Genomic DNA, 15982 nt, shown 5'->3' with positions numbered 1-15982 from the left:
AGGGTTATCCTGTCGGGCTAACGGAGGTTTTTTATGCAGATTTTCAAGGTTGGCGGCGCAGTACGTGATCGCTTGCTGGGCAAACCGGTTACTGACATCGATTGGGTGGTGGTCGGCGCTACCACGGAAGAAATGCTCGCCCAGGGATACCGCCCGGTCGGCGCAGATTTTCCGGTGTTTCTTCACCCAAAAAGCGGCGAGGAATATGCCCTCGCCCGCACTGAACGCAAGAGCGGGCGTGGCTATGGCGGCTTCACCTTTCACGCCAGCCCTGAAGTGACGCTCGAAGAAGACCTGATTCGCCGTGACCTGACCATCAATGCCATGGCCGAGGACGATCAGCACAATCTGACTGATCCGTACCATGGCCAGCGCGATCTTCAAGCCCGAATTCTGCGCCATGTATCTCCGGCGTTCGCCGAGGATCCCCTCCGTGTCTTGCGCGTAGCCCGATTCGCTGCGCGTTATGCCGGACTCGGTTTCACCGTGGCACCCGAAACACTCGAACTGATGCGACAGCTCAGCGAATCCGGAGAACTGGAGGCGCTGACCGCCGAACGCAGCTGGAAAGAAATCTCCCGTGCACTGTTGGAAGAACAGCCGCAGGTGTTCATTCAGGTGCTTCGCGACTGTGGCGCGTTGAAGGTATTGATGCCGGAAGTCGACGCACTTTTTGGTGTGCCACAGCCGGAAGCGCATCACCCGGAAATCGATACCGGCCTGCACACGCTGAGCGTTTTGGAGCAATCGGCGCTGCACAAACAACCGCTGACGGTTCGTTGGGCTTGCCTCTTGCACGACCTTGGCAAAGGCTTGACCCCGGAAGACCAATGGCCACGACATATCGCCCATGAGCACACGGGGTTGAAGCTGATCAAAGCGGTCAACGAGCGCTTCAAGGCGCCGAAGGATTGCCAGGAATTGGCGTTGCTGGTTGGCAAGTACCACACCCACGGGCACCGCGCCCTGGAGCTGAAGGCTTCGACGTTACTGGAGTTGTTGCAGAGTTTTGACGTGTATCGCCGGCCGCAGCGCTTTGAAGAATTTATCGCCGCATGCGAAATGGACGCCCGAGGCCGTAAAGGGCTGGAGCAGAGAAGTTACCCACAGGCGGATTACTTGCGCGGTGCGGCAAAGGCAGCGCGGGAAGTTGCGGTGCAACCGTTGCTGGAGAAGGGATTCAAAGGGCCGGAACTGGGCGAAGCGCTCAAGCGTGAACGGCTAAAAGCGCTGAAAGCCTACAAAGAGAACGCTTGAAGCAAGATCAAAAAATCGCAGCCTGCGGCAGCTCCTACACGGGATTATGTTTCTCCTGTAGGAGCTGCCGCAGGCTGCGATCTTTTGCTTTAAAGGTTCTCAGGCGTGAGTTGCTCACCCCGCCATTCGAACGCCACCGGCGCCAGCACCTGATCAATCTGCGCCTCAGCCCACAACGTGGCGAAGCTTTTTCCCACACCGGGATGCACGCGATCCGGTGCAATCAGCGACAACGGCCACAGCACAAACGCGTTTTTCAGAATCTCGGCCCGCGGCAAAACCAGACCGTCGAAATTCCCCACCAGATCGCCATACAGCAGCACGTCGATATCCAGCGGCAACCCCTTGCGATCCGGCGCGTAACGGCCATTATCCGCCTCGATGAATTTCAAGCGTCGGTCCAGCTCCATCAACGGCAGATCGGTATACGCCGACACCACGAAGTTGAAGAACGGCCCGCTCTTGATTCCCACAGGTGCGCTCTCGAACACCGCCGAACAGCGGATATCCACCAGAAACGTCGCCAAAGCATCGAGCCCGGCGCGCAAATGGGTTTCGCGCTCGATATTGCTACCGAGCCCGAGGTAGACCTGAGTCAGCGACATCCGCGCTCGATCTCCACACCCACGCCACCTTTGGCAGCCGGTACGGCGCCTGGCTTGGTCAACTTCAGACGAACCCAAGTAATCTTGAATTCATTCATCAGCACCTCGACAAGGCGCTCGGCGAACGTTTCGACCAGCTGGAACTGCGCCTGCTCGGCAAACGCCTGAATTCGGCTGGACACGCTGGCGTAGTCAAGCGCCAGGGTCAGGTCATCACCGGCGGCGGCCGGGCGATTGTCCCAGGCGAAGCTCAGATCAAGTCGCAGGCACTGTCGGATGCCGCGCTCCCAGTCGTAGGCACCGATCACGGTGTCGACTTCCAGGCCCTCGATAAACACTCTGTCCAAGCACTTCTCTCCGCTGCACGACAAGGGCGCAATGCGCCGTTAGAATCAGGGCGTCCTCGCCCGGAATAGTTAGCATGTTTTGGTTACTGGCGACTTTCGCCTACCTGCTCGGCTCGCTGTCCTTCGCCATTTTGCTCAGCCGCCTGACCGGAAATCCGGATCCGCGAATGAGTGGCTCGGGCAATGCCGGTGCCACCAACATGCTGCGCCTGGCCGGCCGCAAACTCGCGATCCTGACCCTGCTGGGTGATTTGTGCAAAGGCTTGGTGCCGGTGCTGATCGCCTCGGCTGCAGGCCTTTCGCTGCAGGATCAGGCATGGATCGGCGTGTGCGCCGTGATCGGTCACCTGTTCCCGCTGTACTTTCGCTTTCGTGGCGGCAAGGGCGTCGCCACCGCCGCCGGCATGCTGCTCGGCCTGTATCCCCCCGCCGCGCTGCTGGCAGTATGCACCTGGTTGCTGACGTTTTACCTGACCCGCACCAGTTCGCTCGCAGCGCTGATCGCCACGCCTTTGACCCTGCCGTTGTTGGCCTGGCAGGAGCCGGAGGCGTTGTTGCCGATGAGCGCATTGACCTTGCTGATCGTCTGGCGCCACCGCGGCAATTTACGCGACCTGTTTGCCGGGCGCGAACGGCATTTTTAAATGGCGCCCGTGAGCGCCTCTCATCACAGCGGCGACAATTGCTCCATCGGCCAGCGCGCCTGCACGCTGATCGCCAGACTTTCCTGCTGACCGGCCTGCAAGCGCTGGCAACCGGCGAACGCGATCATTGCGCCATTGTCGGTGCAGAACTCCGGGCGGGCGTAAAACACATCGCCCTTCATGTCGCCGAGCATCTTCTCCAGCGAAACACGCAAGGCCTTGTTGGCACTGACGCCGCCAGCGATCACCAGACGCTTCATGCCCGCCTGTTTCAGGGCTCGCTTGCACTTGATGGTCAAAGTCTCCACCACGGCCTGCTGGAACGCCAGCGCGATGTCGCAACGGGCTTGCTCGTTGTCGTCCCCGGCGCTGACGCACTGCTGCCAGGCGTTGAGAGCAGAGGTCTTCAGGCCACTGAAGCTGAATTGCAGACCTGGGCGATCACACATCGGACGCGGAAAGGTGAAACGTCCCGCGACGCCCTTCTCCGCCAACTTGGCGATTTCCGGTCCGCCCGGATAATTGAGGCCCATCATCTTTGCAGTCTTGTCGAACGCTTCGCCAGCGGCATCGTCGAGCGTCTCGCCAAGCAGGCTGTATTGACCGATGCCATCGACCTGAACCAGTTGCGTGTGACCTCCGGAGACCAACAAAGCGACGAACGGGAATTCCGGCGGTTTTGGCTCCAGCATCGGCGCCAGCAAATGCCCTTCCATGTGGTGCACGCCGAGTGCCGGAATGCCCCAGGCAAACGCCAGCGCCTGAGCGCAGGAAGCACCAACCAGCAGCGCGCCAACCAGGCCAGGACCCGCGGTATAGGCGATCGCATCGATCTCGGTCGGCACGCAGTCGGCCTCGGCCAACACCTGACGAATCAAGGGCAGCATGCGTTTGACGTGGTCACGCGAGGCGAGCTCCGGCACCACGCCGCCATAGGCGCGGTGCAGGTCGATCTGGCTGAACAATGCATCGGCCAGCAAGCCGCGTTCACTGTCATATAATGCGACGCCGGTTTCGTCGCAGGAGGTTTCTAATCCCAGTACTAGCATGGGTTTGCGCCTTGTTTAGGCTGAATTCGAAGGCGCGCATAATAGTCGCCGCGTGATGCCCCGACCAGCGGTTTTCGATCAGAGGCTTTGCATTCCGAGCGATGAGGGGTTAACATCCGCAACCCTTAAAAACCGACGTCTTCAAGTGCTCTTTTGCCGCGAGGATGTTGACCCCGGTAATGAATGAAGGTAGCTCTGGATGCCAGCCGTCAAAGTTAAAGAGAACGAACCCTTCGACGTAGCTCTGCGTCGTTTCAAGCGCTCCTGCGAAAAAGCCGGTGTACTGGCTGAAGTTCGTAGCCGCGAATTTTACGAGAAGCCAACTTCTGAGCGTAAGCGCAAAGCAGCAGCCGCTGTTAAGCGTCACGCCAAGAAAGTTCAGCGCGAACAGCGCCGCGCCGTTCGTCTGTACTAATACACAGACGTTCGTAGCAAGCTTCTTGCCTAAGCCCGGCTCTCAGCCGGGCTAATGGCATTTGCGTAAAACGCTTGATGCTTCACCGTCGAAGCCGCACACGCGACCGAGACAAATCTGCTTCACGCGTCAGACCTGGCTCTTTTGCCAGCGGTGCACGTCTTTTCTGACGAGCCTTTCAAGGCTACTGACGAGCACACCCACTGATTCCTCTCACGACGATCAGCCCAAGGCACCTGCATGCGTGCCCGCTTTATTGAGCTATCCGAGGCCCTTAACCGGCCGTCAGCGGATTCAGCGCAACACTTTCAAATAGTCGAAGGCTGATGAGTACTAACGTCAGTGGATTTTCGGCAGATACAATTCCCGACAGCGATTACGCAGACGACACCGGTCGAGCCGCATATTTTGCGCGCTTCAAACAATGACCCGCGTCCGCCAGCCTTACGCATCGGACTTATTACAGCGCAGACGACGAGAACGCCATGGCCGGGCTGATTCCCCAGAGCTTCATTGACGACCTGCTGAACCGCACCGACATTGTCGACGTGGTCAGTTCGCGCGTGCAATTGAAGAAGGCCGGCAAGAACTACACCGCCTGTTGCCCGTTCCACAAAGAGAAAACCCCGTCTTTCAGCGTCAGCCCCGACAAGCAGTTCTACTATTGCTTCGGCTGCGGTGCCGGCGGTAACGCCCTCGGCTTTCTCATGGATCACGACAACCTGGATTTCCCCCAGGCCGTTGAAGATCTGGCGAAAGCCGCCGGCATGGAAATCCCCCGCGAAGAAAGCGGTCGCCCGCACAAACCGCGCCAGCCGACCGATTCGCCGTTGTATCCGCTGCTCAGCGCTGCCGCCGATTTTTATCGTCAGGCGCTCAAGAGTCATCCTTCGCGCAAAGCCGCAGTGGATTACCTCAAGGGCCGCGGACTGACTGGCGAGATCGCCCGGGATTTCGGGCTCGGCTTTGCGCCGCCCGGCTGGGACAACCTGTTCAAGCACTTGAGCAGCGACACCCTGCAGCAGAAGGCCATGATCGACGCCGGCCTGCTGATCGAGAACGCTGAAACCGGCAAACGCTATGACCGCTTCCGCGATCGCGTGATGTTCCCGATCCGCGATACCCGTGGGCGCATCATCGCTTTCGGCGGCCGCGTACTCGGCGACGACAAGCCGAAATACCTGAACTCACCGGAAACCCCGGTTTTTCATAAAGGCCAGGAACTCTACGGCCTCTATGAAGCACGCAAGAACAACCGCAACCTCGACGAAATCATCGTCGTCGAAGGCTATATGGACGTCATTGCTCTCGCCCAGCAGGGGTTGAAAAATGCCGTCGCGACGCTGGGCACTGCGACCAGCGAAGAACACTTGAAGCGCCTGTTCCGGGTAGTGCCGAACGTACTCTTCTGCTTCGACGGTGACCAAGCCGGCCGCAACGCTGCGTGGCGCGCCTTGGAAGCAACGCTATCGAGCCTGCAAGACGGGCGCCGGGCGCGCTTTTTGTTTCTGCCCGAAGGCGAAGACCCGGACACCCTGGTGCGCGCCGAAGGCACTGACGCGTTCAAGGCACGGATCAATCAGCATGCTCAACCGCTGGCGGACTATTTTTTCCAGCAACTGACTGAAGAAGCCGATCCGCGTTCGCTCGAAGGCAAGGCCCATATGGCCACCCTTGCCGCACCGTTGATCGACAAAGTGCCGGGCGCCAACCTGCGCATCCTGATGCGTCAACGCCTGACCGAAATTACCGGCCTGAGCAGTGAAACCGTCAGCCAACTCGCACAAAGTGCGCCGCAGGAAGCGCCGCCCGCCTACGATCCGGGCATCGATTACGACGCAATGCCGGACTACAGCGACTACCATCAGCCGCAGGCACAGGACATGTATGTGCCGCAGCAGGAGTGGACGCCGAAGAAACCCGGCGCTGGCGGCAAAAAGTGGGACAAGAAGCCCTGGGACAAAAACGGCAAGCGTGGCGGTGATCGCGATCAGCAACGCCCGCGCACGCCGATTGGCGTCGAGTCGCCGACCCTGACCGCCCTGCGCACACTGCTCCATCACCCGCAATTGGCCGAGCGCGTCGAAGATGCCGGGCACATAGCGGACGAGAATCAGACCAACGCCCAGTTACTTGTGGCGCTGCTCGAAGCTGTACAGAAGAATCCCAAGCTAAACTCATTTCAGTTGATCGCGCGATGGCACGGCACTGAACAGGGACGCTTGCTCAAGGCACTGGCAGAAAAGGAATGGCTGATTGACGGAGATAACCTTGAACAACAGTTTTTCGACACCATTACTAGCTTGTCAGCCCGCCAACGCGAGCGAAATCTGGAACAGTTGCTCAGGAAAGCGCGTCAAAGCGAACTGAGCGTTGAAGAGAAAAATCAACTGCGCGACCTTTTAAGTCGCAATGTTTCCGCATCAAACCCGACCTCAACTGGCGCGTGAGGTCATAGCTCAGGTATAATCCTCGGCTTGTTTTTTGCCCGCCAAGACCTTCAGTGGATAGGGTGTTATGTCCGGAAAAGCGCAACAGCAGTCTCGTATTATTGAGTTGATCAAACTGGGTCGTGAGCAGAAGTATCTGACTTACGCCGAGGTCAACGACCACCTGCCCGAGGATATTTCAGATCCAGAGCAGGTGGAAGACATCATCCGCATGATTAACGACATGGGGATCCCCGTACACGAGAGTGCTCCGGATGCGGACGCCCTTATGTTGGCCGACGCCGATACCGACGAGGCCGCTGCGGAAGAAGCAGCGGCTGCGTTGGCCGCGGTGGAGACCGATATCGGTCGCACCACTGACCCAGTGCGCATGTACATGCGTGAAATGGGTACGGTCGAGCTTCTGACTCGTGAAGGCGAAATCGAAATCGCCAAGCGTATCGAAGAGGGCATCCGTGAAGTGATGAGCGCAATCGCGCACTTCCCTGGCACGGTTGACCACATTCTCTCCGAGTACACTCGCGTCACCACCGAAGGTGGTCGCCTGTCCGACGTCCTGAGCGGTTATATCGACCCGGACGACGGCATTGCGCCGCCTGCCGAGGTGCCGCCACCGGTCGAAGCGAAAGCGGCGAAGGCCGACGACGAAACCGATGACGATGAAGCCGAATCTTCCGATGACGAAGAAGAAGCCGAAAGCGGTCCGGATCCGGTCATCGCTGCCCAGCGCTTTGGCGCCGTGGCTGACCAGATGGAAATCACCCGCAAGGCGCTGAAAAAGCACGGTCGCAACAACAAGGCAGCGATTGCCGAGTTGCTGGCACTGGCCGAGCTGTTCATGCCGATCAAACTGGTACCGAAGCAATTCGAAGGCCTGGTCGAGCGTGTTCGTGGTGCCCTGGATCGTCTGCGTCAGCAAGAGCGCGCGATCATGCAACTGTGCGTACGTGATGCACGTATGCCACGCGCTGATTTCCTGCGTCAGTTCCCCGGCAACGAGGTCGACGAAAGCTGGTCCGACGCCCTGGCCAAAGGCAAGAGCAAGTACGCCGAAGCCATCGGTCGCGTGCAGCCGGATATCATTCGTTGCCAGCAGAAACTGATCGCGCTGGAAACCGAAACCGGTCTGACCATCGCAGAAATCAAGGACATCAACCGTCGCATGTCGATCGGTGAGGCCAAGGCCCGCCGCGCGAAGAAAGAGATGGTTGAAGCCAACCTGCGTCTGGTGATCTCGATCGCCAAGAAGTACACCAACCGCGGCCTGCAATTCCTCGATCTGATCCAGGAAGGCAACATCGGTCTGATGAAAGCGGTGGACAAGTTCGAATACCGTCGTGGTTACAAGTTCTCGACTTATGCCACCTGGTGGATCCGTCAGGCGATCACTCGCTCGATCGCCGACCAGGCCCGCACCATCCGTATTCCGGTGCACATGATCGAGACGATCAACAAGCTCAACCGCATTTCCCGGCAGATGTTGCAGGAAATGGGTCGCGAACCGACCCCGGAAGAGCTGGGCGAACGCATGGAAATGCCTGAGGACAAGATCCGTAAGGTATTGAAGATCGCTAAAGAGCCGATCTCCATGGAAACCCCGATCGGTGATGACGAAGACTCCCATCTGGGTGACTTCATCGAAGACTCGACGATGCAGTCGCCAATCGATGTCGCCACTGTTGAGAGCCTGAAAGAAGCGACTCGCGAAGTGCTGTCCGGCCTCACTGCCCGTGAAGCCAAAGTACTGCGCATGCGTTTCGGTATCGACATGAACACCGACCATACACTCGAAGAAGTGGGCAAACAGTTTGACGTAACGCGTGAGCGGATCCGTCAGATCGAAGCCAAGGCGCTGCGCAAGCTGCGCCACCCGACGCGAAGCGAGCATCTGCGCTCCTTCCTCGACGAGTGATACCAGAACCCCCGGCCCAGGCCGGGGGTTTTGTTTATATGGCAGATTAAATCCTTCGCAACGCCCCTCCCCCGCATACCCCGTCTACACTCGAAACAATCATCCCCGAGCCATAACGAGAGCGTTATGCCCAGATTGGCGTCCGTGCTTTTTTTGCTGTCACTGATGATCTGGACCGCAACGGCTGACGCGCTGACTCTGACCGATGAAGAACGTAGCTGGCTGGCGGCTCACCCGGACTTGCGCCTGGGTGTCGATGCGTCGTGGCCGCCCTTTGAATTTCGCGATGACCAGAACCGTTATCAGGGCCTGGCGGCGGACTATATCGACGTGATTCGCCAACGCTTGGCGATCAAATTGACGCCCATCGAACCGGTGAGCTGGACGGTGGTGCTCGAACAGGTCAAATCGGGCAAGATCGACCTCCTGCCCGGCATCATGTCCACCCCGGAGCGCCAGACCTACCTGTCGTTCACCCGCCCTTATCTTGATTTCCCGATTGTCATCCTTGCCCATATCGGCGGCGCGCAACCACGCAAGCTCGACGACCTGTACGGTTTGAAGATCGCCGTAGTGGAGAACTACGCGCCCCACGAACTGCTGCGCACTCACCACCCCGATCTGAATCTGGTCGCCATGCCCAATGTCAGCTCGGCATTGCAGGCGCTGGCGACCGACGAAGTGGACGCCGTTGTCGGTGACCTCGCGTCCAGCGTCTGGAGCCTGCGCCAGCTCAAGCTCGACGGCCTGTACGTCAGCGGCGAAACCCCATATCGCTACCAACTGGCGATGGCCGTACCCCGCGACAACAAGGTATTGGTGGGGATTCTCGACAAAGTCCTCGCGGACATGAGCCCTGATGAAATCAGCAGCATTCAGGAGCATTGGGTCGGCAACGTCCTTGATCATCGGACATTCTGGTCGGACCTGCTGATCTACGGCTTGCCCGGGCTGTTGCTGCTGGTGACGATCCTCGCCGTGGTGATCCGCATCAACCGACGCCTGAGCTCGGAAATCGCCCGACGCATCGACCTCGAACAGGAACTGCGCAGCAGCGAGTATCACTACCGCGGCCTGGTCGAGAGCCTGTCGGCCATCGCCTGGGAAGCGCGGATGAGCGACTTCACCTACAGCTATGTCTCGCCCCACGCCGAAGACTTGCTCGGCTATCCACAATCGCACTGGCTGATCCCCGGTTTCTGGCACAACATCATTCACCCGGCCGATCTGACCCGTACGCAGAGTTACTGCAAAGAAGCACTGCGCGAGGGTCGCGATCACATCGTCGATTATCGCGTGATCACCGCGGATGGCCGCTGTTTGTGGGTACGCGACATCGTCAGTCTGATCGAACATGGTCACGAGCCGGTGATGCGTGGTTTGATGATCGACATCAGCGAAATCAAGCGCACAGAAGAGGCGCTGCGGCTCTCGGAGCAAAAATTCGCTTCGGTCTTCCAGCAGTGCCCGGACATCCTGGTCATTGCACGGCTGTCCGATGGCTGCCTGCTGGAGGTCAATGAAGCATTTGAAGAACAGATCGGGCTGAAAGCCGAGGAAGTGCTTGGGCAAACGGCCACCGACTTGAATATCTGGGGAATTCCCGGCGTCGGTCCGGGACTGCTGCAACGTTTGCAGGCGGGCAGTATTCGCAATCTGGAGATGCCTTTTCGCCGCAACAACGGCCAACTGTTCACTGGTCTGATTTCCGCCGAACCCTTCGATCTGGACACAACGCCAGCCCTGGTCGTCGTCGTGCGTGATATCACTCAGCTCAAGGAAACCCAGCAGCAACTGCAAACCTCCGAAGAAAAGTTCGCCAAAGCCTTCCATGCCTCGCCGGATGGTTTGTTGTTGTCACGCCAGAGCGATGGCCTGCTGCTGGAGGTCAACGAAGGTTTCAGCCGCATCACCGGTTTCAATAGCGCCATGTCGGTGGATCGCTCGGCGCTGGATTTGGGCATCTGGGTGAACCTCAACGAGCGCAAACAGATGCTCGACCTGTTGCACCGCGATGGCTTCGTGCGTGACTTCACCTGCCATATCCGGCGCAGTGACGGGCAGATTCGCCTCTGCGAAGTGTCCAGCCGTCCGCTGCCGATCGGTGAAGAAGACTGCATGCTGACCATCGCCCGCGACATCACCGAGCGCCATCTGATGCAGGAAAAACTGCAACAGGCCGCCACCGTGTTCGAAAGCACCGCCGAGGGCGTGCTGATCACCGACACCCAACAGCACATCAGCGCAGTCAACCGCGCCTTCACCGAAATCACCGGCTACAGCGAAAGCGAAGCGCTCGGGCATACACCGCGCCTGCTTGCCTCCGGCCTGCACGACAGCGCGTTCTACGCGGCAATGTGGCACCAATTGACCGACGAAGGACACTGGCAAGGCGAGATCTCCAACCGGCGCAAGAACGGCGAGTTGTACCCGAGCTGGCTGACCATCAGTGCCGTACGCAATCGCGACAAGTTCATTACTCACTTTGTCGCGGTGTTTGCCGACATTTCCAGCCTCAAGCATGCACAAGCCAAGCTCGACTATCAGGCGCACCACGACCCACTTACCGGTCTGCCGAACCGCACGCTGTTCGAAAACCGTTTGTTGATGGCGTTGAACAGTCAGCAGGAAAACGGCGGACAGGGTGCCGTGCTGTTTCTCGATCTCGACCGTTTCAAACATATCAACGACAGCCTCGGCCATCCGGTCGGCGACCTGCTGCTCAAGGGCATCGCCGTGCGCCTGAAAGAGCAACTGCGCGACATCGATACCGTGGCGCGCCTGGGCGGCGACGAATTCATCATTCTGTTACCCGGCCTGCAACAGGCCAGCGACGCGGATAACATCGCCACCAAACTGCTCAACTGCTTCGGTGCACCGTTCCAGGCGGGCGAGCATGAGTTTTTCATCAGCGCCAGCATCGGCACCAGTCTCTATCCTCGGGACGGCAACGACGTCGCCACACTGGTGAAAAACGCCGACGCGGCGATGTACCGCTCCAAGGCCAAGGGCCGCAATCGTGTCGAAAGCTACACCCGCGACCTCACGGCCCAGGCCAGCGAGCGCATAGCGCTGGAACACGAATTGCGCCGCGCCATTGAGCGTGACGAACTGTTCCTCTACTACCAACCGAAAATAAGCCTCGATGACCATCGTCTGGTCGGTGCCGAAGCGTTGATCCGTTGGCGTCACCCGACTTTCGGCGACGTACCGCCAGAGCACTTCATTCCGCTGGCCGAAGAAAACGGCATGATCCTGCAGATCGGTGATTGGGTGCTCGAGACCGCGTGCCGGCAAATGTTCGAATGGAATCAGATCTACGACAGCCTCGGCCCGCTGTCGGTGAACCTCGCCGGCGCACAGCTGCGTCAGCCGAATCTGCTCGGACGCATCGAACAACTGCTCAAGGACAACCGCCTCCAGCCAGACTTACTGCAACTGGAAATTACCGAGAATTTCATCATGAGTCAGGCCGAAGAGGCGCTGGCGGTGTTGCACCAGCTCAAACACCTCGGCGTGCAACTGGCGATCGATGACTTTGGCACCGGATATTCTTCGCTCAGTTACCTCAAACGCCTGCCGCTGGACATCCTCAAGATCGACCAGTCATTCGTTCGCGGACTGCCCGACGACCCCCACGATGCGGCGATTGTCCGGGCCATCATCGCACTCGGGCGGAGCATGCAATTCACGGTCATCGCCGAGGGCGTGGAAACCCAGGCACAACAACAATTTCTCGCCGCCGAAGGCTGCGAACAGATCCAGGGCTACATCGTCAGCCTGCCGCTACCACCGGAAGAATTCGCGGCAACGTTTCTTCGTGTAACCGTATCGGATTATTCGGATAGCACAGCCGAGAAACCGTCGCTATAATCCGCGACCTACTGAGGGCCTATAGCTCAGTTGGTTAGAGCAGAGGACTCATAATCCTTTGGTCCACGGTTCAAGTCCGTGTGGGCCCACCAAACCTGAAAGCCGCGCAAATGCGCGGCTTTCGCGTTTCTGGCGCGAGAGCGGGCCAAGTGTCGAAGCAAAACGGCATCCGCTTCACTCAACACCCGCCGCAACGTTGCAATTTTTTGAAATCGATTGCCGTATGGTAAATGGCAGTTTCCGCGCTTCGCCCTTGCGTCAAAGATGCGTTACTTTCAAACTGCCAACACAGGATGTCTAGCCAGTTCGAAGGACGAAATCAGGTGCATAAACTTACCTCGCTACAAGCTGCTAGAGGCCTGGCGGCTCTTCTGGTTGTTGCGTTCCATTCTATTTTTATCAATACAAAATACCTACAGAGTGAGTTGATCATTCCCGAGCTGTTTGTATTCGGACAAACAGGCGTCGACCTGTTCTTCGCACTCAGTGGCTTCGTAATGATCATCGCCTTTCGCAAAAAATTTGGGCTGCGCGGCGAGACATTAAACTTTCTCAAGGGCCGCTTTCTTCGAATCTACCCGACCTACTGGGTTTATTTTCTGGCAGTCCTATTGGTCTTCATCATCAGGCCAGAACTGGTAAACAACTCTCAGAGCGGCCATTCAAATATCCTTTCGTCCTTTCTATTACTACCTGAAGAGTCAGCTCCCCTGGTGATGGTTGCGTGGTCACTCACGCATGAAATATGGTTTTACCTGGTCTTCGCCTTAATATTGAAGCTGCCAGTACAGTACGTTTCGGCTGCCTTGCTCGTGTGGTTGCTTGCAATTGTCTTCGCTTCTTTTTTCATGACCACAACGGGCGCTCCTTATCTGCGGATTATCACCCACGAATTTTCAATCGAATTCATACTCGGCGCGCTGTCGGGCGTCGCTTATCTGAAGCTTGCGAAACGCGGCCTGAAAACGATACCCCCCGTGTTACTTGCAGCGGTGGGGATGAGCAGTCTGCTCTACGCGTTTTTCGATAAAACAGTGGGCAATGCTGATGTTATTCAGGCGATATCACTGAAAAGGGCATTCCTGGTCGGCGGTGGCTACGCTCTATTGTTATTGGCTTGTGCCTTGCAAGAAGTCATAAGCAAAAAACACGCTCCCCGCCTGTTAGCATTTATCGGCGACATTTCCTATTCAATGTATCTGTCGCACATCCTCACATTAAGTGTCTGCGGCCGCATTTGGAGCATGCTCGGTTACTCCAACGGTGGGCTGTGGAGCGCCATACTTTTCTGGACCATTTCTTATAGTGCGGTCATTCTCGTTTCATTCATCAGTTACCAACTTGTCGAGCGCCGCGTAATGCAGGTATCTCGTCGAGCCAGAAGGCCTTTGCCACGATCACTAGAAAACGCAAAGACCCTCTGAAGAGTGCAGATGGCAAACGCCTTGTATCCAGAAAACTGCATAGATCTATTTCAGGGCTGAGTGTGCCATCGCTTTTCACAGTGCCTCAACGGTAAATCAACCATTAACCATTTCGTTACTTCATTAAAGGGGCCACACAGCAGTGGCGCATCTGATGATCCGAAAAGGGAGTTCTCATGGTTGATGTCACTCGACGCTCATTCGTTGGATTTGCCGCGACGCTGCCACTGCTGGCGCACAATCCTTGGGCTCAGGCTCAAATTGAAACAGCCTCTGTAGCGGCAACTTCTGACGAGGTGCTGATCAACTTCAACGAAAGCCCTTGGGGACCCTCGACGGCTGCTCGACAAGCGATGCAGGAAGGTATTGCCCTGTCGGGACGTTATCCCTACAAGATCCAGTACCGGCTCAATGCACTGTTTGCCCGCCAGCAAGGCATTCCCGAAGATTTCGTGCAGACCTACAGCGGCTCCAAGCAGGCCCTGCAGCACGCCGTGCATGCCTTCACGCAACAGGGAAGTCTGGTGGTTGCCGCACCGTCCTATGAAGATCCCGTCCAGGCTGCGCGCGGTAGAAATGTCGCCGTCCACGAAGTACCGCTGAACGCTGAGCATGCTCACGACCTGCCGCGCATGCTGGCTGCCGACCATCAGCCGGGGTTGATCTACATCTGCAATCCGAATAATCCGACCGGCACCCTCACTGCCCGCAGCGATATTGAACGCGCGTTGAAGGACAAACCCAAAGGCTCGATTCTGTTGGTGGATGAGGCTTACATCGATTTCTCGCAGGCCATCACCTGCATCCCACTGGTCAAGGATCACCCCGACCTGCTGGTGCTGCGTACCTTTTCGAAAATCTACGGCATGGCGGGTGCAAGGCTCGGCATCGCAGTAGGTAACCCTGCGCTGTTGGAACAATTGGAAGTGTTCGGCAACTACAACGTCCCGGCCGCTTCGTCTTTGCTGGGAGCAATCGCCAGCCTTGAGGACGCTTCGTTGCTGGCGCAAAGGAAACAGAACAACACGCGTCTGCGAGAGGAAACCATCGCCTGGCTGAGTGCGCGAGGCTTTCGTTGCACAGCGTCCCAGGCCAATTGCTTCATGATTGATGTCAGACGCCCTGCGGCTGCTGTGGTAAAGGCATTGGCCGAGCGCCACATTCATGTTGGTCGCGTATGGAAAGAATGGCCGACCTGGGTTCGAGTGAGTGTCGGCACGGACGATGACATGCGCCGATTCCGGGAGGCATTTGCCAAGGTACTGGCGTAAGAAACACGGGCTCGAATCAACGGTCAGGTTTCAGCAGGACAATAGCGTCGACATGCGGATGAAACCCAATCATCGCCTGCAAGCGTCCCGGCAATTGAGCCTGTAACATGCGCCAACCACCGATCCGCGCCAATGGAGCCGCCCCTTGCCAGACATCCGCCCGCCCGTGCTTGATGAAATCGATCGTCAGTTGATCGCTGCCCTGCAGATCAATGCTCGTGAGAGCGTGGCCATGCTTGCCCGGCAATTGGGCATTGCGCGCACCACCGTGACGTCGCGTCTGGCGCGCCTGGAAAAAGCCAAAGTGATCACCGGCTATGGCGTACGCCTGGGTCAGCGGGTGGTCGATGGCGGGTTGCAGGCGTATGTCGGGATCAAGGTGCAGCCGCGCTCAGGCAAAGAGGTGTTGCGCCGGTTGAGTGCGATGGCACAGGTGCAGCAACTGTGTGCCGTGAGTGGCGAGTTTGATTATGTGGCGTGGTTGCGTACGGACTCGCCGGAGCAACTGGATCAGTTACTCGATCAGATTGGCAGCGTGGACGGGGTGGAGAAGACCACGACTTCGATCATATTGAGTAGCAAGATTGATCGGGGACAGCCGGTTTAAGATTTTGATCGGGCTTCTCGGGTGGATTTCAGAGCTTCTTCGCGAGCAGGCTCCCTCGCAAATTTTGGTCGGTGTGTAGCCACTGCTCGTCATATTGATCGCTAATCTGGCAAAACGACGACACTTTG

The 15982-nt window shown here is 57.9% G+C and carries 12 protein-coding genes and 1 tRNA gene; 10 read left to right on the top strand and 3 right to left on the bottom strand.

From position 1 onward, the window contains the following. Positions 1-33 precede the first annotated feature (33 nt). Positions 34-1257 carry a multifunctional CCA addition/repair protein gene (locus tag ACM6JQ_RS01195; RefSeq protein WP_095112711.1) on the top strand — a complete coding sequence of 408 codons (1224 nt, stop codon included), beginning with the start codon at positions 34-36 and terminating at the stop codon, positions 1255-1257. A gap of 89 nt (positions 1258-1346) precedes the next feature. On the opposite strand, the gene folK is transcribed toward ACM6JQ_RS01195, so the two are convergent. Beyond that, positions 1347-1862, bottom strand: coding sequence for a 2-amino-4-hydroxy-6-hydroxymethyldihydropteridine diphosphokinase (folK, locus tag ACM6JQ_RS01190; protein WP_007910111.1), 516 nt, complete (start codon positions 1860-1862; stop codon positions 1347-1349). Then, complete coding sequence (gene folB, locus ACM6JQ_RS01185; RefSeq protein WP_007910104.1) at positions 1853-2209, bottom strand: dihydroneopterin aldolase; 357 nt, start codon at positions 2207-2209, stop codon at positions 1853-1855. Before folB ends, folK begins: the two co-directional genes overlap by 10 nt. A 74-nt stretch (positions 2210-2283) precedes the next feature. Between folB and plsY the strand changes: the two genes are divergently transcribed. Then, positions 2284-2853: a glycerol-3-phosphate 1-O-acyltransferase PlsY gene (gene plsY / locus ACM6JQ_RS01180; RefSeq protein WP_007910103.1), complete on the top strand. Its 570-nt coding sequence runs from the start codon at positions 2284-2286 to the stop codon at positions 2851-2853. 23 nt (positions 2854-2876) lie between these two features. On the opposite strand, the gene tsaD is transcribed toward plsY, so the two are convergent. Beyond that, positions 2877-3902 (bottom strand): tRNA (adenosine(37)-N6)-threonylcarbamoyltransferase complex transferase subunit TsaD, encoded by a 1026-nt coding sequence (gene tsaD, locus ACM6JQ_RS01175; RefSeq protein ID WP_007910097.1) that lies wholly within the window; start codon positions 3900-3902, stop codon positions 2877-2879. Positions 3903-4101: 199 nt separating this feature from the next. On the opposite strand from tsaD, the gene rpsU reads away from it, so the two are divergent. From rpsU to ACM6JQ_RS01135, 8 genes are all read left to right on the top strand, one after another. Continuing rightward, complete coding sequence (gene rpsU / locus ACM6JQ_RS01170; RefSeq protein ID WP_002551877.1) at positions 4102-4317, top strand: 30S ribosomal protein S21; 216 nt, start codon at positions 4102-4104, stop codon at positions 4315-4317. Between the two features lie 485 nt (positions 4318-4802). After that, the gene (gene dnaG, locus ACM6JQ_RS01165; protein WP_095112712.1) at positions 4803-6767 is read left to right on the top strand and encodes a DNA primase; all 1965 of its coding nucleotides are present in this window, start codon (positions 4803-4805) and stop codon (positions 6765-6767) included. Positions 6768-6834: 67 nt separating this feature from the next. Continuing rightward, positions 6835-8679, top strand: a complete 1845-nt coding sequence (gene rpoD / locus ACM6JQ_RS01160) for an RNA polymerase sigma factor RpoD (RefSeq protein WP_007949604.1) — start codon at positions 6835-6837, stop codon at positions 8677-8679. A 126-nt stretch (positions 8680-8805) separates the two neighbouring features. After that, positions 8806-12552: a bifunctional diguanylate cyclase/phosphodiesterase gene (locus ACM6JQ_RS01155; protein ID WP_007910089.1), complete on the top strand. Its 3747-nt coding sequence runs from the start codon at positions 8806-8808 to the stop codon at positions 12550-12552. Positions 12553-12567: 15 nt separating this feature from the next. After that, positions 12568-12644, top strand: a tRNA-Ile gene (locus tag ACM6JQ_RS01150). Positions 12645-12875: 231 nt separating this feature from the next. Next, entirely contained in the window at positions 12876-13976 is a 1101-nt protein-coding gene (locus ACM6JQ_RS01145; protein WP_414893104.1) for an acyltransferase family protein, read from the top strand. A gap of 176 nt (positions 13977-14152) precedes the next feature. After that, entirely contained in the window at positions 14153-15247 is a 1095-nt protein-coding gene (locus tag ACM6JQ_RS01140) for a pyridoxal phosphate-dependent aminotransferase (RefSeq protein ID WP_414893103.1), read from the top strand. A 145-nt stretch (positions 15248-15392) separates the two neighbouring features. Then, positions 15393-15854 carry an Lrp/AsnC family transcriptional regulator gene (locus ACM6JQ_RS01135; RefSeq protein WP_007910086.1) on the top strand — a complete coding sequence of 154 codons (462 nt, stop codon included), beginning with the start codon at positions 15393-15395 and terminating at the stop codon, positions 15852-15854. Positions 15855-15982 lie beyond the last annotated feature (128 nt).

It is taken from the genome of Pseudomonas sp. IT-232MI5 (assembly GCF_949767845.1).
Lineage (GTDB): Bacteria > Pseudomonadota > Gammaproteobacteria > Pseudomonadales > Pseudomonadaceae > Aquipseudomonas.
This window is presented reverse-complemented; position numbering and strand designations above follow the sequence as displayed.